The organism is Microbacterium phosphatis (genome assembly GCF_049177115.1).
Classification (GTDB): Bacteria; Actinomycetota; Actinomycetes; order Actinomycetales; family Microbacteriaceae; genus Microbacterium; species Microbacterium phosphatis.
This window is the reverse complement of the sequence record NZ_CP185370.1, coordinates 1,085,613-1,105,073: the sequence shown is the minus strand read 5'-3', so window position 1 is coordinate 1,105,073 and position 19,461 is coordinate 1,085,613. Positions and strand designations below refer to the sequence as shown.

The 19,461-nt window shown below is 70.7% G+C and carries 16 protein-coding genes; 1 reads left to right on the top strand and 15 read right to left on the bottom strand.

What is annotated here, in order from left to right:
* Positions 1–134 precede the first annotated feature (134 nt).
* From ACOKGD_RS05205 to ACOKGD_RS05170, 8 genes are all read right to left on the bottom strand, one after another.
* Positions 135–1,646, bottom strand: coding sequence for an arabinosylfuranosidase ArfA (locus tag ACOKGD_RS05205; protein ID WP_342335338.1), 1,512 nt, complete (start codon positions 1,644–1,646; stop codon positions 135–137).
* Positions 1,647–1,788: 142 nt separating this feature from the next.
* Positions 1,789–3,135 (bottom strand): ABC transporter substrate-binding protein, encoded by a 1,347-nt coding sequence (locus ACOKGD_RS05200; RefSeq protein ID WP_342335340.1) that lies wholly within the window; start codon positions 3,133–3,135, stop codon positions 1,789–1,791.
* Between the two features lie 70 nt (positions 3,136–3,205).
* Complete coding sequence (locus ACOKGD_RS05195; protein ID WP_342335341.1) at positions 3,206–4,087, bottom strand: carbohydrate ABC transporter permease; 882 nt, start codon at positions 4,085–4,087, stop codon at positions 3,206–3,208.
* Positions 4,084–4,983, bottom strand: a complete 900-nt coding sequence (locus ACOKGD_RS05190; RefSeq protein ID WP_342335343.1) for a carbohydrate ABC transporter permease — start codon at positions 4,981–4,983, stop codon at positions 4,084–4,086. Before ACOKGD_RS05190 ends, ACOKGD_RS05195 begins: the two co-directional genes overlap by 4 nt.
* Before the next feature lie 105 nt (positions 4,984–5,088).
* Complete coding sequence (locus ACOKGD_RS05185; protein ID WP_342335345.1) at positions 5,089–6,984, bottom strand: glycoside hydrolase family 127 protein; 1,896 nt, start codon at positions 6,982–6,984, stop codon at positions 5,089–5,091.
* A complete protein-coding gene (locus tag ACOKGD_RS05180; protein WP_342335347.1) occupies positions 6,981–7,871 on the bottom strand; it encodes a carbohydrate ABC transporter permease in 891 nt (296 codons plus the stop codon). The genes ACOKGD_RS05185 and ACOKGD_RS05180 overlap by 4 nt, the downstream gene beginning before the upstream one ends.
* Positions 7,871–8,752, bottom strand: a complete 882-nt coding sequence (locus tag ACOKGD_RS05175) for a carbohydrate ABC transporter permease (protein ID WP_342335348.1) — start codon at positions 8,750–8,752, stop codon at positions 7,871–7,873. The genes ACOKGD_RS05180 and ACOKGD_RS05175 overlap by 1 nt, the downstream gene beginning before the upstream one ends.
* A 56-nt stretch (positions 8,753–8,808) precedes the next feature.
* Positions 8,809–10,098, bottom strand: a complete 1,290-nt coding sequence (locus tag ACOKGD_RS05170; RefSeq protein WP_342335349.1) for an ABC transporter substrate-binding protein — start codon at positions 10,096–10,098, stop codon at positions 8,809–8,811.
* Between the two features lie 182 nt (positions 10,099–10,280).
* Here ACOKGD_RS05170 and ACOKGD_RS05165 point away from each other — a divergent pair, with 182 nt between their 5' ends.
* A complete protein-coding gene (locus ACOKGD_RS05165) occupies positions 10,281–11,300 on the top strand; it encodes a LacI family DNA-binding transcriptional regulator (RefSeq protein ID WP_342335350.1) in 1,020 nt (339 codons plus the stop codon).
* Positions 11,301–11,311: 11 nt separating this feature from the next.
* On the opposite strand, the gene ACOKGD_RS05160 is transcribed toward ACOKGD_RS05165, so the two are convergent.
* The 7 genes from ACOKGD_RS05160 to ACOKGD_RS05130 form a co-directional block, all read right to left on the bottom strand.
* Positions 11,312–12,316 carry a LacI family DNA-binding transcriptional regulator gene (locus ACOKGD_RS05160; RefSeq protein ID WP_342335351.1) on the bottom strand — a complete coding sequence of 335 codons (1,005 nt, stop codon included), beginning with the start codon at positions 12,314–12,316 and terminating at the stop codon, positions 11,312–11,314.
* 122 nt (positions 12,317–12,438) lie between these two features.
* Complete coding sequence (araA, locus tag ACOKGD_RS05155) at positions 12,439–13,950, bottom strand: L-arabinose isomerase (RefSeq protein WP_342335352.1); 1,512 nt, start codon at positions 13,948–13,950, stop codon at positions 12,439–12,441.
* Positions 13,951–13,981: 31 nt separating this feature from the next.
* A complete protein-coding gene (locus ACOKGD_RS05150; RefSeq protein WP_342335353.1) occupies positions 13,982–14,674 on the bottom strand; it encodes an L-ribulose-5-phosphate 4-epimerase in 693 nt (230 codons plus the stop codon).
* 50 nt (positions 14,675–14,724) lie between these two features.
* On the bottom strand, positions 14,725–16,326 hold the full coding sequence (locus ACOKGD_RS05145) for an FGGY-family carbohydrate kinase (RefSeq protein ID WP_342335355.1): 1,602 nt from the start codon (positions 16,324–16,326) through the stop codon (positions 14,725–14,727).
* A gap of 131 nt (positions 16,327–16,457) precedes the next feature.
* Positions 16,458–17,483: a LacI family DNA-binding transcriptional regulator gene (locus tag ACOKGD_RS05140; RefSeq protein WP_342335357.1), complete on the bottom strand. Its 1,026-nt coding sequence runs from the start codon at positions 17,481–17,483 to the stop codon at positions 16,458–16,460.
* A gap of 37 nt (positions 17,484–17,520) precedes the next feature.
* A complete protein-coding gene (locus ACOKGD_RS05135) occupies positions 17,521–18,102 on the bottom strand; it encodes a YdeI/OmpD-associated family protein (protein WP_342335359.1) in 582 nt (193 codons plus the stop codon).
* Positions 18,103–18,135: 33 nt separating this feature from the next.
* Positions 18,136–19,437: an MFS transporter gene (locus tag ACOKGD_RS05130; protein WP_342335360.1), complete on the bottom strand. Its 1,302-nt coding sequence runs from the start codon at positions 19,435–19,437 to the stop codon at positions 18,136–18,138.
* Positions 19,438–19,461 lie beyond the last annotated feature (24 nt).

Genomic DNA, 19,461 nt, shown 5'->3' with positions numbered 1-19,461 from the left:
TCTCTTCCTCGAGAACCGGGTCGGGACACCCGGGTGTGTGAAACATGTTAGCGCTCACATAAGTTGTGTGCACGTTCACACTGGGAGAGACTCTAACCCCTCCCGACCCGGTTCTCGTTGCGAGAGAGCTGAATTCACCCCTGAGTGAGACGAATGACCGACCAGGAGACCGGCGGGAGGGTCGCGGCGACCTGCTCCCCCGACACCGAGGCGGTGTCGTTGGCGCGCGGCACGACCGAGTCGGCGTCGTCCGCCGTGGCCGACCAGGTGTGGTCGGGATTCGACAGCGTCAGGGCCTCCACGAGCCGCAGATCCCCGAGTCCGCGCACCGCGACGGACAGATCGAGCTCGTCGGTCGCCGAGCGGTTGACCGCGAACACGGTGACGTCGCCGGTCTCCGGATCGTGGGTCGCGACGGCGTCCAGCGCGGCGACGGAGCCGTACTTCGCCGTGTCGTGAACCGGCGACTCGATCGCGAGGCGCAGCACATCTCCCGCGGCGTGTCGCGCCGTCAGCGCGAACGGGTGGAAGATCGTCTGGCGCCAGCTGCGACCGCCGGGCTCGGTCATGATCGGCGCGATCACGTTCACGAGCTGGGCGAGCGAGGCGGCGTGCACGCGGTCGGTGTGACGCAGCAGCGAGATCAGGAGGTTGCCCACCACGACGGCGTCCGCGACGTTGTACTTGTCCTCGAGCAGGACGGGTGCGACGGGCCAGTCGTCGCCCTCCGGGACCTTCGACTCCGCGCGCTTCTGGTACCAGACGTTCCACTCGTCGAACGAGATGGCGATCCGCTTGTCGTGCTTGCCCGCGGCGCGCACGGCGTCGGCGGTCGCGACGACCGACTCGATGAAGTGATCCATGTTCACGGCCGAGGCGAGGAAGGAGGCCAGGTCGCCGTCCTCCTCGTAGTAGTACACGTGGGCCGAGACGAAGTCGACGTGCTCGTAGGCCTCGGTGAGAACGGTCTGCTCCCAGGATCCGAAGGTCGGCATCGTCGAGGACGACGATCCGCAGGCGACCAGCTCGAGATCCGGATCGACCATGCGCATGGCCCGCGCGGTCTCGGCGGCGAGGCGGCCGTACTCCTCGGCCGTCTTGTGGCCGATCTGCCAGGGGCCATCCATCTCGTTGCCCAGGCACCACATGCGGATGTCGTAGGCCTCCTCCGAGCCGTTGGCCCGGCGCAGGTTGGCGAAGTGGGTGTCGGCGGTGCCGTTGCAGTACTCGAGGAGGTCGAGCGCGTCCTGCACCCCGCGGGTGCCGAGGTTCACGGCCATCATCGGCTCGACGCCGGCCGTGCGGCACCAGCGGATGAACTCGTCCACGCCCACGAGGTTGGGGTCGGTCGAGTGCCAGGCGAGGTCGAGACGGCGGGGGCGCTGGTCGACGGGGCCGACACCGTCCTCCCAGCGGTAGCCGGAGACGAAGTTGCCGCCCGGGTAGCGCACGGTCGAGACGCCCAGCTCGCGCGTGAGCTCGAGCACGTCGCCGCGGAAGCCGTCGGCGTCGGCCGTGGGGTGGCCGGGGTCGTGGATGCCCGTGTAGACGCAGCGCCCCAGGTGCTCGACGAACGAGCCGAAGGTGCGCGGGCGGACGGGCCCGACGGTGAACGCGGGGTCGACCGTGACGGAGGCGGTCAGCATGAGAGGAGGTCCTTTCGGGGGCGTGCGGGCGTGTCACGGGCGGCCGGGAGTCGGCGCGCCCGTGGCCGGTGCGCCGGAGGGGCACACCGATCGGCGGGGGCGTCGCGACGGTCGCGGCGCCCCCGTCAGAAGGGGGCGAAGGTCAGCCGAGCTCGTTCTCGAGGTCGGACTGCGCCTGGTCGAGGGCGTCCTCGATCGGCGTGCCGTTCTCGAAGACCTCGTTGAGCGTGACGGTGGTGAAGTTGTTGTTGATCGCGGGGTAGGCGGGCGTCGTCTGCGACTGCAGCAGGCCGATCGAGTCCTTGACCGCGTTGAACGCGTCGAACGGGTTGTTGACGAAGTACTTCACGAACTCGTTGTCCGGGTTGTGCGTGACGGCCTCGTCGGCCCACACCTCGGTGTTCAGCGGGTCGAAGCCGAGCTTCTCCCACACCATGACGTTGCCCTCGTACGAGAGCTTCGCGAAGGCGGCGTACTCGGCCGCGAGCTCGCTGTTCTCGCCGGCCGAGGGGACGGCCGTGCCGGTGCCGCCGCCGCCGACGGTGGCGAACTCGGCGCCGTCCATCACGGGGACAGGGGCGACCGCGATCTTGCCGGCGAGGTCGGGCATGTACGACGTGAAGCGCGACATGAACCAGCTGGGCATGATGAAGGCCGCGAAGTCGCCGTTGTTGATGGCGCCGTAGGCCTCTTCGGTGTCGGGCTGGCCACCGGGGATGATGCCCTCGGCGCCGGAGTCCTGCAGGTCCTTCAGCAGCGCGAGCGCCTCGGCGACCTCGGGGCTGTCGACGGTCGGCTTGCCGTCGGCGTCGGCGTAGTCGCCGCCGAGCTGGCCGAGCAGCACGGCCTCCTGCCACATGGCCGACGTGTCGGCCGTGCCGAACTCCTTGCCGGTGGCCTCCTTGTAGGCGACACCGGCGGCCTTGAAGTCGTCCCACGTCTTGATGGTCGTGTAGTCGATGTCGGCCGACTCGAGCAGCTCGGTGTTGTAGTACGCGACGGTCGTGCCGACATGCATGTCGAGGCCGTAGAGGGCGCCGTCCTTCGAGTACAGGTCGAGACGGGCCTTGACGATGTCGTCGACGTACGGCGCGGCCGCCTCGGTGAGGTCGACGAGGGCGGGCTCGCCCTGCGTGAAGCCCGGGAACTTCGACACCTCGATGTCGACGACGTCCGGCACGCCCTGGCCCGAGTTCAGCGCCAGCTGCAGCTTGTTGTGCATGTCGTCGTACGGCATGACGCTGACGTCGATCTTGACCTGCTTGTCCGGGTTCTCCTCGTTCCAGACCTTGGCCATGTTCTCGTAGAACTCGCCGTGGAGCTCGACGAAGGTCCACAGCGACAGGGTGGTGGCGTCCTCGCCCGCCTCCTGATCGACCGTGCTGGTGTACTCGGGCTCGGGGCTGCCTCCGGGCTGGGCGCAGCCGGCGAGGGAGGCGATTCCGAGGGCGCCGATCGCGGCGCCTCCGATGATGCGGCGGATGTTCATGTGAGGTCTCCTTCGACTCTCTTGCATTCCTGGTGGGGGGTGGGGACGTACGGAGGGAAAGTGCTTCTGATCAGCCCTTGACGGCACCCGCGGTCATGCCCGCGATGAAGAAGCGCTGGAAGGCGAAGAACAGGATCATGATCGGGAAGATCGAGAAGAACGCCCCGACGATGAGCAGCTCGTAGTTGTTGCCGTAGGGCGTGAGCAGCGTGTTGAGGCCGATGGGCAGCGTGTACTTCTCGGGCGTGCGCAGCACCAGCAGCGGCCACAGGAAGTTGTTCCAGCTGGCCATGCCGTTGAGGATCGCCATGGCCGCCATCGCGGGGGTCATGATCGGCAGCACGAGCTTGAAGAAGATCCCGAACTCGGTGACGCCGTCGATCCGGCCGGCCTCGAGGATCTCCCGCGGCACCCCGAGGAGGTACTGGCGGAAGAAGAAGATCGTCGTCGCCTGCGCGAGGAACGGCAGCAGCACGGCCGCGTACGAGTCGGACAGGCCCATGTTGTTGGTCTGCACGTACAGCGGCAGCATCAGCATCTCGAACGGGATCGTCATGAGCACGATGACGAGGATGAACAGCGTGGTCTTGAACCGGAACTCGTACATGGCGAAGCCGTACGCGACGAACGACGACACGAGCAGCGTGAACACGACCTGCGCCGCGGTCAGCAGCAGCGAGTTGAAGAACCAGGTGAAGTAGGACCCGGAGTTCGTGAACAGCATCACCCAGTTGTCGAAGTTCGCGACCGAGAAGTCGATGCCGAGGTTCAGGCCGTAGCGCACAAGCATGTTGCCGTCGTGGAACGTGCCCACGAAGATCGCCCAGAAGGGCACGAGCGCGATGAGGGTGCCGACGATCAGGACGATCGCCGTGACCGTGCGGGCGCCGAGATGACGGCGCTTGGCGGGCGTCTCGACGCCCGGCGCGACCATGGTGCGGGTCTCGCTCATCGCGTCGCCTCCTTCTTGAAGGCGCCCGTGGCGCCGAGCTGCACGAGGTTGATCGCGAGGATGATGACGAGCAGCACCACACCCACGGCCGATGCGTAGCCGAGGTCGTTCTTCTCGATGCCCTGGCGGTACAGGTACCCGACGATCGTGAGGCCGATGTTCTGCGGCGAGTTGTTGCCGCCGAAGATCATGAAGCTCTCGAGGAACATCGCGAGCCCGCCGTACACCGAGATGACGAGGACGTAGACGATGGTCGGCTTCATCCCCGGCACGGTGATGTTCCAGAAGCGCTGCCACGCGTTCGCGCCGTCGATCGCGGCGGCCTCGTAGTACTCCTCCGGGATGGCCTGCAGCCCGGCGAGGAAGTACATCATGTTGACGCCGGCCCAGCGCCAGGTGGCCAGCAGCAGCAGGGCGACCAGCGCCGTGCCGTCGTTGCGCAGCCAGCGCTCGGGCTCGAGGCCGAACACCCCCAGGATCTGGTTCATCAGGGCGGTCTCGGTCTCGGAGAACATCAGGCGGAACACGATGCCCGCGACGACCACCGAGGTGAGCGCCGGGACGAACAGCGCCGACTTGAAGATGCCCGCCAGACGCGACGAGGTGATGCGCGAGTTCACGAGCACCGCCAGGGCGAGCGGCAGCGGGACCAGGATCAGCAGCGTCAGCAGCATGTAGCGGAACGAGTTGCCCATGGCGAGCCAGAACAGGCGGTCGCCCGCGATCCGCTCATAGTTCGCGAAGCCGACGCTCGAGACCTGCCCCGGCAGGATGTCCTGGGTGCTCATGATCACGGAGTTCACGAGGGGGTACGCCCAGAAGATGCCGAACGTGAGGATGAACGGCAGGACGAACAGGTAGGGGGCCGCTTTCGCGGAGTACAGCATGCGCTTCATCGCGCCTCCGTTGTGGGATATGACATCGGTGTCGGGTTCCTTTTTACATCGATGTAAAAGCGAGCGCAAGAGGAGGCGGGCGAAAAGTTTCGCCCGCCTCTCGGATCAGTGCGCGAGGGGGAGGAAGACCCTCATGGTGGCCGACCCCCGGTTGCCCCAGCGGCGGTACGGGACAAGCGCGGCGGTGCGTCGCTCGCCCGTCGCCGGCTGGGCGCTCCCATAGGGCCACTCGGCCGCACTGCCGTCCCGCACGACGAACTCGGCGACGATGCCGCCGCCGTCGGCGCGCACGCTGCCCGGCACGAGCGCCGCTCCCCCGACGTCTGCGCCCAGGTCGATCGACTCGAGCGCCCACACCTCGGGCCCGCGCTCGATGGCGACGGCACCGCGGACCGCGTCGATGCGCGGATCCGGCACGGTCACGCGCGGCGCGACCGGCAGCACCAGCACGACCTCGTCGCCGGGGCTCCACGCCCCGCGCACGCGGGCGTACCCGGGCTCGACCGGCAGCTCGTCGAGCGTGGCGCCCTCGGCCCACGCCGGCACGCGCAGCGCGATCTCGTAGTCGCCCGGCTCGTCCACACGCACGCGGATCTCGCCGTCGGCGGGGTACGCGGTCGACACGGTCAGCGCGACGCGCGCCCCGGAGCCGGTGGTGGTGCGGATCTCCCCCGGGGCGAACTGGTGCAGCTGCACCCCGTCGTCCGTGGTCGTGGCCGCGTACGCGCCGAGCGAGGCGAGCGTGCGGCCGATGTTCGTCGGGCAGCACGAGACGCTGAACCACGGCGCGCGCAGCGACGTGGCGGCGCGTCCGACGGTCTCATCGGGATCCGGCACCGAGCCCTCGATCCGCTGCTGCAGCGGGTTCGAGTAGAAGAACGCGCGGCCGTCGTCGGCGACCGAGGTCGCGAGGACGTTGTAGAGCGTCCGCTCGATGAGGTCGGCATAGCGCGCCTCCCCCGTGGCCAGCAGCAGGCGCCAGGCGAACATGATCGATCCGATGCCGGCGCACGTCTCCGAGTACGCGCGGTCGCTCGGCAGCTCCCAGTCCTCGCCGAACGCCTCGTCGGAGTGGCGCGCCCCCTGACCGCCGGTGATGTACGTGCGGCGCGCGACCGTGCGGGCCCACTGGCCCTCGAGAGCCGCGAGCAGCTCCGCATCGGCCGTGTCGACCGCGACGTCCACGGCCGAGGCGGACAGGTAGTTCGCCCGCACCGCGTGCCCGCGCAGGGCCTGGGCCTCGCGCACGGGGACGTCGTCCTGGTAGTAGCCGCGGCCGTGCTCGATGTCCCGCAGCGTGTGCGCTCCGTGGCGGTCGACGAACAGCTTCGCCTGCGCGGTGTAACGGTCATCGCCGGTCACGCGGCCGAGCTCGGCCAGGCCCAGCTCGATCTCGGCGTGGCCGCAGATCGCGTCGCGCCCGTCGGGGCCGAACTCGCGCACCACCAGGTCGGCGACGCGGATCGCGACCTCGAGCAGGCCGTCATCGGATCCGGGGCGGGTGCGGGCGCGGGCGACGGCGGCCTGAAGGAGGTGCCCCGCGCAGTACAGCTCGTGGCCCCACTCGAGATCGCTCCAGCGCGGACGCTGGCCCTCTCGACCGAACATCGTGTTCAGGTAGCCGTCGGCCTCCTGCGCAGCGGCCACGCGGGCGACCGCCGCGCGGAACACCTGCTCGAGCTCGTCCGATCCGCCGCGCCCGATCTCCCAGGCGAGCGCCTCGAACCACTTGTAGACCTCGGAGTCGGCGAACTCGCGCCCGCGGCGCCCCTCGGGGAGGCTGCCCGCGGCGGCGAGGTCGAAGTTGGGCAGCCAGCCCTCGCTCTCGAGCCGTCGGCCGATGTGACCGAGGGTGGCCGCGGCGTTCACGCTCTGCTTCTCGGCCCAGAGGCCGCCGGTGATGCGGGACTCGTCGAGGCCGAGGGGGCGCAGGGCGCCGGAGGCCGGGACGACCGGCGCCTGGACGGGGACGGGGGTGACGGGTGCAGTGGTCATGGTCATCCTTTGAACGCACCGGACATGAAGCCGCGCACGTAGTGGCGCTGCAGGAGGAGGAAGAGGACGATGCACGGCAGCGCGAGCACAACGACGCCGGCGGTGGTCGCGCCGTAGTCGACGACGCCCATCACCTGGCCGCGCATGTTCGCCACGACCAGCGGCACGGTCATCCGGTTGCTGTCGGTGATGAGGATCAGCGGGCCGATGAAGTCGTTCCACGCCGTCAGGAAGGCGAACAGCCCGACGGTGATGAGGCCGGGCTTCACCATCGGCAGCAGCACGCGCCACAGCACCGAGAACGAGCCGCAGCCGTCGAGCATGGCGACCTCGTCGAGCTCGCGCGGGATCGACTCGAAGGAGATCCGCATCATGAACATCGAGAACGGCAGCTGGAACATCGTCAGCACGAGCGCGACGCCCACCAGCGAGTTGCCGAGGCCCACGCTGTTGAGGATCACGTAGAGCGGGATGAGCATCGTGCCGTAGGGCACCATCAGGATCGCCAGCACGCTGAGGAACAGCAGATCCTTGCCCGGGAAGGTGAAGCGCGCGAACGCGTAGCCGCCGAGGAACGAGATCAGCAGCGTCAGCACCACCGTCAGCAGCGAGACGAACAGCGAGTTGCCGAGGTAGACCCAGATGCCGGCCTGGAAGTCGGCGAGCGCGGCGTAGTTGCCGAAGCCCCATCCGTCGGTCTGGCTGCTGCCGGAGCGCGGGGCGACCGAGGAGACGCCCGCCCACACCAGCGGGTACAGGAAGATGATCGCGATCGCGCCGGTGAACACGGCGTACGGCAGCCCGAGCACGGCGCGGGCGACGGGGCCGCGGCGATGCGCGGGTCGCGTGCGCAGCAGCTGGGTGACAGGGCCGGTCTCGGCACTGAGAGCCATCACTTCTCCTCTTCCGAGCCGCGGAAGGCCCGCAGCTGCAGCGCGTTGATCCCGACGAGAGCGAGGAGCACGATCACCGACAGCGCCGAGGCGACGCCGAGATGGTTCTGCCCCTGGAACGCGGCCGAGTAGATGAGCTGCACGATCGTCACCGTCGAGTTGTCCGGGCCGCCCTTGGTCAGGATGAAGAACTGGTCGAACGCCAGCAGGGAGCCGGTCACGCACAGCACGGTGGTGAGCGCGAGCGTGGGGCGCAGCAGCGGCAGCGTGATGTGCCAGAACGACTTCATCGCTCCCGCGCCGTCGAGCCGTGCGGCCTCGTAGACCTCATCAGGGATGCCCTGCAGGCCCACGAGCATCAGGAGCATGTAGAAGCCGGCGAACCGCCAGACGATGAGGAACACGGTCGACCAGAGCGCGCCCTGCGGCGTGCCGAGGAACGTGAAGCCCCAGTCGTCCATGAGGTCGGCGAAGGGGCCGGCGTAGGGCGAGTAGAGCACGTAGAACAGCAGCGACGCCGACGCGAGACCGAGTGCGCTGGGCACCAGGATCGCGGTGCGCAGCAGGCCCTTCCAGCGGGTCGACTCCTGCACCAGCATGGCGAGGCCGAGACCGGCGACCAGCAGGATCACGGTGGTCACACCCGTGTAGAGCAGGGTGAACCCGACCGCGGGCCAGAACTGGCGGTGATCGACCGCGTCGATGAAGTTCTGCGGGAAGTTCAGGCCGCGGTTGCCGCCCAGGAGCGGCCAGTCGCTGGCCGACATCTGCAGGACGAGCAGGAGCGGGATGACGAAGAGGGCGATGACGAAGATGGCGGTGGGCGAGGCGTACAGCCAGCCCACGAGGGAGGCGCGGCGGGCGCGCGAGGGTGTCGACATGGAGGTCTCCAGACGGGGTGGGGCGCCCGTCGCGGGCGCCCCACCAGGTGAGGGCGTCAGCCGCCGAGGATCGCGGTGATCTCGGCGTTGTCGGCCTCGAGCGAATCGGTGCCCTGGAGGATCCGGTTGCGGATCATGGTCACCCAGGGGCTTCCCACCGCGTTGAACGCCTGCTGGAAGTTGAGGGCGACGGGGGTGTCGCCCTGCGCGGCCACCTCGTTGACCGTGCCCATGAAGGGGTCGGCCGCCGCGTACTCGTTGTCGCCCAGGTCGCCGCGCGAGACGGCGTTGCCGTTCTTGGCCATGACCTCGACCTGCGCGTCCTCGGACATCATCCAGGACAGGAAGTTCCACGCCTGCGGCGCCAGCTTCGAGTCCTTCGAGATGCCGATGCCGTCGCCGCCGACGAAGGTCGAGACCTCGCCCTCGACGCCGGGAAGGCCGGCGAGGCCCGCGTCGAACTCCAGGCCCGCGGCGAGCGTCGCCGGGAACGGCATCACGCCGACCTTGCCCTCCTGGAAGGCCGCGACCCACGTCGCGCCGGTCTCGTCGACCGTGCTCGGCAGCACGGCGCCGTAGTCGTAGAGCTCCTTCCAGCCGTCGTAGATCTGCGTCGCGGCCTCGCCGTCGAGCAGCGACTCGGTGCCGTCCTCGCTCATGACCTCCTCGCCCGATGCCCAGATGCTGGGGAACCAGGTGAAGACCAGGCAGCCGCCGCAGTTGAAGCCGCTGGCCGTGCCGTACACGCCGTCGAGCCCGAGGTCCTGCACCGCCTTGGCGTCGGCGACGAACTCGTCGTAGGTGGCCGGCGCCTTCTCGGGGTCGAGCCCCGCCTGCTCGAAGAGGTCCTTGTTCCACATCATCATCGACAGGTCGAGCACAAACGGCAGCACGTGCTCCTTGCCCTCGAACGTGCCGGCGCTCAGGTGACCCTGGTTGATCTCGTCCTTGTAGTCGAGGCCGTCGATCTGCGAGGTGATGTCGGCGAACAGGCCCGCCTGCACCCAGTTGGGCACGTAGACGATGTCGGCGGCGAACAGATCCGGCAGGCCGCCGGATCCGGCCGCGGCGCCGACCTTGGCGACGTAGTCGTCGTTCGGGACGACGGTGAGCTCGACCTGGTTCTCGTGCGACGCGTTGTACGCATCGACCAGCTGATTGGCCTGCAGCTCCATGGGTGCGCGGGTCCAGAGGGTGAGCTTGGTGCCGTCGTCGACGCCCTCGGCGGGGATGTCCTCGGGGGCTGCGGTGCCGCCGTCGGCGGGCGCGCAGCCGGCGAGCGCGACGGCCACCGCGGCGGCGGCGGTGAAGCCGGCGATGCGGCGGATTCGGGGGGTGGATCGCATGTGCTGTCTCCTCAGCTCTTCGTTGAGCGACCGCGGCGCCTCTGCCGCGGCAGGCATGCGGGAGCGAAAATCCCGAAAGCCCTTTCGGTGACCATAGAACCAAGAAACGAGCGATGTCAACGACTTCGGCGATATCGTTGCGTTTCAGGTTTCGACGCACTTTCGATCGGAAGGGGGAACCGATGGCGGATCCCACCCCGCGGGCGACCACGCTGCGCGATGTCGCGGCCCAGGCGAGGGTCTCGCTCGCCACCGCCTCCAAGGCGCTGAACGACCGCGGCGACGTCGCCCCCGCCACGCGGGACCGTGTGCGCGCCGCCGCCGACGCTCTCGGCTTCACCCCGAACCACGTCGCCCGTGGCCTCCTCGCGGGGCGCAGCGGCACGGTCGGGCTCCTCACGAGCGACCTGGAGGGCCGCTTCGTGATCCCGATCCTCATGGGCGCCGAGGACGCGTTCGGCGCCGGCCAGGTCAACGTCTTCCTCTGCGACGCGCGGGGCGACGCGATCCGCGAGCAGCACCACCTCCAGGCGCTGCTGAGCCGCCGCGTCGACGGGATCATCGTCGTGGGCCGCCAGACCGACCAGCGCCCGTCTCTCGGGCAGGACCTGCCCGTGCCCGTCGTCTACGCGTACGCGCCGTCGGACGACCCGCACGACCTGTCACTCACCCCGGACAACTACTCGGGCGGCCGGCTCGCCATCGAGCATCTGCTCTCGATCGGCCGCACGCGCATCGCCCACGTGTCGGGCGACCCGGCGTATGCGGCCGCCCAGGATCGCCTCGCGGGTGCCCGCGCCGCGCTCGACCACGCGGGCCTCGCGCTCGTCGGCGACCCGATGTTCGCCTCCTGGACCGAGCACTGGGGGCGCGACGCCACGCGCGCGCTGCTGGAGCGCCACCCCGACATCGACGCGGTCTTCGCCGGATCCGACCAGATCGCGCGCGGCGTGCTCGACGCCGTCCACGCCACCGGACGCCGCGTGCCCGACGACGTGGCCGTGATCGGCTACGACAACTGGGAGGCGCTGGCCACCGGGTCCACGCCCGAGATCACCAGCATCGACGCCGGCCTGCAGAACCTCGGCCGTCAGGCGGCCCAGCGGGTCTTCGACGCCATCGACGGCGTCGACACCGGCGAGGGCACCCACCACCTGCCGGTGCGGCTTGTGATCAGGGGCAGCACGATCGCGCGCCGCTGATCCGGCGGGAGCTAGCGGGAGCTCTCGCGCTGGATCAGGTCGAAGTCGGCCACCACCGTGCGCGGGGCCTCGTCCTCGCCCTCGATGCGGCGCAGCAGGCGATCGACGGCCACGCGGGCGATCTGCTCGCGACCGGGGGCGATCGACGTCAGCGGGGGCTCGGAGTAGCGCACCTCGTCGAGGTCGTCGAAGCCGACGACCCGCACGTCCTGGGGCACCCGCAGGCCGTGCTCGTGCAGCACGTGCAGGGCGCCGAGCGCGAGCGCGTCGTTCATGGCGAAGACGCCGTCGACGTCTCCCCCGCTGGCCGAGAGGATCTTCGTCATCGCCGATGCGCCCGTGGCGCGCACCCAGCGGCCCGCCTCGCCGACCAGATCCGGGTCGGGCGCGATCCCGGCCTCGGCGAGGGCGTCGAGGTATCCCGCGTAGCGCAGCGCCGCCGATCCCATGCGCTCCCCCTCGTGCGCGCCGATCACCGCGATCCGGCGGCATCCGCGGTCGATGAGATGGGCGGTGGCGGCACGGGAGGCCTCGCGGTTGGCCATCGTGACGTGGTCGACGCCCGCGTCGAATACGCGCTCGCCCAGCAGCACCAGCGGGTAGTCGACCGCGAAGGCCGCCTTCTCGTCCGGATCCATGCCGACGGCGGAGAACAGCAGGCCGTCGGTCTGCTGGCGCTGCGGGCTGGCGAGCACGTCGAGTTCGTGCTCTCCCCCGGCGCCGGTCTGCTCGATCAGCAGCACGAGCCCACGCTCCTCGGCGGCGCGCAGGCAGGAGTCGGCGAGCTCGGCGAAGTAGGGCACACGCAGCTCGGGGATGGCCAGGCCGATCATCCCGGTGCGACCGCGGCGCAGATTGCGCCCCGCGATGTTCATCCGGTAGCCGAGCTCGTCGATCGCCGCCTCGACCCGCTCGCGGGTCGTCGGACGGATGTGAGCGAAGCCGTTGACGACGTTGGAGACGGTCTTGACGGACACCCCGGCGCGGCTCGCGACGTCGCGCATCGTGGCCGACATGCCCCTCGCCTTCCGCCGCGCGCCAGAACGCGGCATCCAGCCGCATCCTATACAGATCCGGGCATACGACCGCGGAAGGCGGCCCGGATCGGATCCGGGCCGCCTTCCGATTCAGGCGAGGGTCACAGACCCTGCGCCAGGCGGTGGTACGCGGCGTTCCAGCGCACCTGGTCGGCGAAGCCGCGGCGCGTGGTCGCCTCGTCGATGACCAGCAGCTCGCAGCGCGCGATGTCGGCGAAGACCTCGAACGCCTCGACACCCGCAGCGGTCGAGAGCACCGTGTGGTGCGCGCCGCCGGCGGTGAGCCACGCCTCGGCCGAGACGTCGAACGACGGACGGGGCTGCCACACGGCGCGCGCGACGGGCAGGTGCGGCAGCGGCGCGGGCGGGGTGACGACGTCGACCACGTTGGCGGTCAGGCGGAAGCGCTCGCGCATGTCCGCGAGCGAGACGACCACGGCGCCCTCGGTGGCGTCGGCGTCGAACACCATGCGCACCGGGTCCTCCTTGCCGCCGATGCCGAGCGGGTGGATCTCCACACGCGGCTTCGAGGTCGTGAGGCTCGGGCAGACCTCGAGCATGTGCGCGCCCAGGATTAGCTCGGAACCGGGGGTCAGGTCGTACGTGTAGTCCTCCATGAGGGAGGCGCCGCCGGGGAGGCCCTCTCCCATGACCTTCGCGGCGCGCACCAGCACGGCGGTCTTCCAGTCGCCCTCGGCGCCGAAGCCGTAGCCCTTCGACATCAGGCGCTGCACGGCGATGCCGGGCAGCTGACGCAGCGCGCCCAGGTCCTCGAAGTTCGTGGTGAACGCCTTGGCGCCGATCTCGGTCAGGAACGTCTCGAGCGCGATCTCCTGGCTCGCCGCGTAGCGCAGCGACTCGTGGCGCTCGCCGCCCTTGCGCAGCTCGGGGACGACGTCGTAGAGCTCCTCGTACTCGGCGACGAGGGCGTCGATGTCGCCCTCGGACACCTTCTCGATCGCCGCGACGAGCTCGTTGACGCCCCACGTGTTGACCGAGACGCCGAAGCGCAGCTCGGCCTCGGTCTTGTCGCCCTCGGTGACGGCGACGTTGCGCATGTTGTCGCCGAAGCGGGCGAGCTTGAGCTCGTGGGTGGCCGCCCAGCCGGCGGCACCGCGGATCCAGGTGCCGACGCGGCGCTGCACGGCCGGGTTCGACACGTGGCCCACGACGGTGGTGCGGGCGATGCCGAGACGCGCGGCGATGTACGCGTACTCGCGGTCGCCGTGCGCCGCCTGGTTGAGGTTCATGAAGTCGAAGTCGATGCTGTCCCACGGCAGCTCGACGTTGGCCTGCGTGTGCAGGTGCAGCAGCGGCTTGCGGAGCGCATCGAGGCCGGCGATCCACATCTTGGCCGGGCTGAAGGTGTGCATCCACGTGATCACGCCGAGCACGCGGTCATCGGCGTTGGCGTCGAGCATGGCGCGGCGGATCGAAGCCGAATCCTTCAGGACGGGCTTCCACACGATCGTGGCGGGGACGTCGGCCGACACGTCGAGCGCGCGGGCCACTTCCTGGGACTGCTCGGCGACCTGGCGGAGGGTCTCCTCGCCGTAGAGGTCCTGCGATCCGGTGAAGAACCAGATCTCGCGGTCTGCGTAGGGCTTGGTCATTGCGTGTGCTCCTTGGGGGGACGGGGCCGCGTCAGTGCTGGCCGTAGACGTTCTGGTAGCGGTTGTAGAGGCTGTCGATCGCGTCCTGCGGGATCGGCAGCGGGTCGCCGAGCTGGCGCGAGATGTGCACCGTGCGCGCGACCTCCTCGAGCAGGACGGCGGCCTTGACGGCCGACTTGGCGTCCTTGCCGATCGTGAAGGGGCCGTGGTTCTGCATCAGCACAGCGGGGCTGCGGTGATCCTGCAGCGTCGCCACGATGCCGCGGCCGATGGAGTCGTCGCCGATGATCGCGAACGGCCCGACGGGGATCGGCCCGCCGAACTCGTCGCCCATCATGGTCAGCACGCAGGGGATCTCCTCGCCGCGCGCGGCCCAGGCGGTGGCGTACGTCGAGTGCGTGTGCACCACTCCCCCGACGTGCGGCATGTGGCGGTAGACGTAGGCGTGGGCCGCGGTGTCGGACGAGGGGCTGCGCGAGCCCTCGATGAGCTCGCCCTCGAGGTCGCACACAACGATCTCCTCGGGGGTGAGGTCGTCGTACGAGACGCCCGACGGCTTGATCACCAGCAGGTCGGGGTGGCCGTCGATGCCGGGGACGCGCTCGGAGACGTTGCCTGCGGTCCAGACGACGAGCTCCCAGCGGGGCAGCTCGTTGTGCAGGGCGGCGACGCGCGCCTTGGCGGCGTCGACGGCCTCGCGCATGGCGGAGGGGACGGTGGTCATGCGGATCTCCCTGGGAGTCGGGATCGGATGGATCGGGTGATGGATGAGGATCAGCGGATCGCGTCGACGGCGGCGCGCTCGGCGGCGAGGCCGGCGGCCCAGCGGTCGAGGTAGGCGCGGTGGTCGGCGATCTCGTCGGCGGTCGGCTCGGCGGTGTCGGTCTCGGCGCCCGCGAAGATCTCGTCCGCGAGCCAGGCCGACAGGGTGCGGCCGGCGGCCGAGCCGTCGATCACCGCGAGACGGTAGGCGCCGAGCACCGCCATGCCCCACGCGCCGCCCTCGCCCGCGGTCTCGCCGACGACGACCGGTGCCTCGACGGCGGCGGCGAGAAGGCGCTGTGCGACCCCCGCGGTGCGGAACATGCCTCCGTGCGCGAACATCGCGTCGACCGCGACGCCCTCGTCGACGAGCGTGCGCATGCCGAGGCTGAGCGTGGCGAAGACGGCCCGCAGCTGCGCGCGAGCGAAGCCGGCCAGGCTCAGACGGGATCCGGGCGTGCGGACGACGAGCGGCCGCCCCTCGGACAGCTCGGCGATCGGCTCGCCCGACAGGTGGTTGTAGGCGAGCAGGCCGTCGTCGGCGCCCGTCTCGAGCGCGCCGGACAGCAGCGCGGCGAAGACGTCATCCTGCGAGGCGGTCGAGCCGAGCGCGGCGGCGAACTCGCCGAACACGCCCGCCCAGGCGCCGAGCTCGCTGGCGCCGTTGTTGCAGTGCACCATCGCCACCGGGTCGCCCGCGGGGGTGGTGACGATGTCGATCTCCTCGTAGGCGCGCGACAGCGACTTCTCGAGGACGACCATCGCGAAGATGCTGGTGCCGGCGCTGACGTTGCCCGTGCGCGGGGTGACGGCGTTGGTGGCGACCATGCCCGTGCCGGCGTCGCCCTCGGGCGGGGCGGCCACGGCACCGGGCCGCAGGGCGCCGGTCGGGTCGAGCAGCGCGGCGCCCTCCGCGGTGAGCGCGCCGGCATCCGCCCCGGCGGGCAGGACCGCGGGCAGCACCTCGGCGAGCGCGAGGTGCCCGGCACCGGCAGCCGCGAGGCGCTCATCGGCGATGGCCAGCAGGCCGGCGTCGTATCCGCCGGTGGCGGGGTCGATGGGGAACATCCCCGAGGCGTCGCCGACGCCGAGCACACGCGCGCCGGTCAGCAGCTCGTGGACGTAGCCGGCGAGGGTGTTGAGGTGATGGATCCGGGCGACGTGGTCCTCGCGGTCCAGGGCGGCCTGGTGCACGTGCGCGACCGACCAGCGCAGCGGGATATTCACCCCGAGCGCCTCGGACAGCTCGGCCGACGCCGCGCCCGTGCTGACGTTGCGCCACGTGCGGAACGGCACCAGCAGCTCGCCGTCGGCGTCGAAGGCCAGGTAGCCGTGCATCATGGCCGAGACGCCGATCGCGCCGAAGGCGGTGGGGCGGGCGCCGAGACGGGCCTCTGCATCCGCCGCGAGCGCGGCGTAGGCGGCCTGCAGGCCCGTGTGCACGGCCTCGAGCGAGTACGTCCAGACGCCGTCGACGAGCTGGTTCTCCCACTCGTGCGAGCCGCTGGCCAGCGTGGCGCCCGAACGGTCGATCAGGACCGCCTTGATCCGGGTCGATCCCAGCTCGATGCCGAGCGTGGTGCCCGCCTCGTCGATCGTCGTCGCTGCCGCCATCGCAGTGCTCCGTTCCGCCGGGGCGTCCTCGCCCGGGCTCTTCGCCGTCAGGACCGTCGGATCCGGTCCCGGGCCGATCCGGCCCGCTCACATCATATGTTAGCGCTCACATATGTGCGACGCCCGCGTGTTCAGGCGGGCGGCGCCGTGCTGTCGCGGATCACCAGCGCGGGCGGGATCACCGCCGCCACCTGCGCGGCGCCCGCCTCGGTGGCCAGAAGCGCGTGGGTGGCGGCCTCGCCGATCGCCGCGAAGGGCTGACGCACGGTGGTGAGCGAGGGCACCAGGAACTCGCTGCCGTCGATGTCGTCGAAGCCCACCAGCGACACGTCGTCGGGAACCCGCACGCCGGCCTCCCAGAAGGCGCGTAGCAGGCCCATCGCGAGGGTGTCGTTCGCCGCCACGACCGCCGTGGGCCCCCGGCCGCCGGAGATCTCGGCGGCGAGCCGCTTGCCGACCTCGTACCCCTCGGCCGCCGACCAGCCGCCGGCCGGGACGAGCCGCGGCTCGACGCCTGCGGCGGCCGCGGTCGCCACGTAGGCGCGGGCCCGCTCGTCGGCGTCGTACCAGCCCGCAGGGCCGGCGACGTGGACGAGACGACGGTGTCCGAGCTCGAGCATGTGCTGGGTGGCGAGGGCGCTGCCGAGCGCCTGGTCCACCTCGACGTAGCGGATCGGCGAATCGGCGGGGATGTCCGCGCGTGCCGCGACCGCGACCACGGGCACGGTCAGCGCCACGCGGTCGATGTGGTCCATGACCTCCTTCTGCGGCACGACAACGAGGACGCCGTCGACACCCTGGTCGATCAGCTGGTCGAGGGCGGCGCGGACCGTGTCGACGTCGTAGGCCGGCAGGGACCCGATCGAGACGAAGTAGCCCGCGGCGCGGGCGGCGGCCTCGATCGCGAAGACCGTGCTGGCTGGGCCGAAGAAGGTCGCGTTGGTGACGAGGATGCCGAGGGTCTTCGACCGCGCGGTCGCCAGGGCGCGGGCGGCGCGGTTCGGCCGGTAGCCGAGCGCGTCGATCGCGGCCTGCACCCGGTCACGGGTCTCGGTGCGGACGTAGGCGTGGGAGTTGAGCACGCGGGAGACGGTCTGATGCGAGACGCCTGCCCGGGCGGCGACGTCCGCCATGGAGGGCGGGCGGGTGGCGGTCATGGTCACCGAGCGTACCCGGGACGTCGGATGACTGCGGTCAGCTCTGCGGGTACGGGGTCTCGCCGCCGGAGAGCATCGCGACGTGCTTGGCGATGCGGTTCGCCCGGCTGGCCGGGCTCGGCGCGGTGTGCACCCGGTGCAGCACGGCGTAGCGGTTCTGGGCGTTGAGCGCGGCGAACGCCTCGGTCGCCCCGGGCGTGGCGGCGAGCGCCGCCGCGAGGTCATCGGGCACCTCGGCGAACGCGCGAGGGCCGTAGGCGCGCTCCCAGCGCCCGTCGCCCTTCGCCCGGTCGATCTCGGCCTGCCCGCGGGGGCGCATCCGCCCCTCCGCGATCAGCCGCTCGACGATGCCGACGTTGCGCTCGGACCACAGGGACGCCTTCCGCCGCGGCGTGAAGTGCTGGCGGAAGACGGCCGCGTCGACGCTCTGCTTGCGTCCGTCGATCCAGCCGCTGCACAGGGCCTCGTCGAGGGCCTGCGCGTACGTCAGCGAGGTCGGCTCGGTGGTGCCCTTCTTGGCGAGCACCAGCCACACCCCGTCGGAATCGTCCTCGTGCGCGTCGAGCCACGCGCGCCACGCGGCGACATCGGCGACGGTCAGCTGCTCGGCTTCGGGCATGTCGAGAGGCTACGCGGGGTCACGGACATCGCGTCACGGCACGCGCGCGATCTGCTCCGGATCGTGCTCCGCGGCCGGGGCGCGACGGATCCGGAAGGAGACCAGGGCGGCCACAAGACAGAGCCCCGCGGCGGCGAACCAGGCGATCGTGTACTGGCCGGTGGTGTCACGCACGATGCCGGCCAGCACCGTCGCGACGCCGGCTCCGAGCTGGTGGCTCGCGAACACCCAGCCGAACACGAGCGGGCCGCTCTCGCCGAACAGCTCACGGCACAGCGCGATGGTGGGCGGGACGGTCGCGACCCAGTCGAGGCCGTAGAACACGATGAAGAACCACATCGGCGGCTGCACCTCGGCCGACAGCAGGAACGGCAGGAACACCAGGCTGACCCCGCGGCCCGCGTAGTAGATGGCGAGGAGGATGCGCGGGTTGACGCGGTCGGTGAGCCAGCCGGAGAGCACGGTGCCCGCGATGTCGAACACGCCGACGGTGGCGAGCAGCCCCGCGGCGACCGGCTCGGTCATGCCGTGGTCGTGCGCGGCGGGGATGAAGTGCGCGCCGATCAGGCCGTTCGTCGACGCGCCGCACACCGCGAAGCCGACCACCAGGGCCCAGAACGTGCGGTGATGCGCGGCCCGGCGCAGCGCGCGCAGCGCCAGGAGCGCGGGGTTGACCGTCGATCGCGCCGGCGGAGCGGGAGGGTTCGCCGGGTCCGCCCCGAACGGCAGGTGCCCGATCCGATCCGGGGAGTCGTGGAGGAACCAGGCCACCAGCGGGACGACCACCAGGGCGCCGGTGGCCACGACCAGGCTCGCCTCGCGCCATCCGTACTCGGTGGCCAGCCACGCGGTCGGCGGCAGGAAGACGAGCTGGCCCGTGGCCGACCCGGCGCTCAGCACGCCCGACACCACGCCGCGATGCCGCACGAACCAGCGCTGCGTGACGGTGGCGGCGAACACCATCGCCATCGACCCGGTGCCCACCCCGATCAGCAGACCCCACGTGAGCCACAGGACGAAGGGCGCCGTCGCGAAGGTGCCCAGCACCGCTCCCAGGGCGATAAGGATCAGCGCGAAGAAGGTGACGCGTCGGATCCCGAACCGGTCCATCAGGGCCGCGGCGAAGGGGGCCGTCAGGCCGTAGAGCACGATGTTGATGCCGATGGCGAGCGAGAGGTCGGTGCGGCTGAAGCCGAGCTCGGTCTCGATCGGCACCATGAACACGCTCGGCGCCGCGCGGAACCCCGCCGCGCCCACAAGCGCGAGGAAGGCGACCCCCGCGACGATCCACGCGGGATGGATCCGGCGGGCGGAGGGGGGCGGCGTGCTGCTCATCCCCTCATTCTCGGGGCCGCCGGA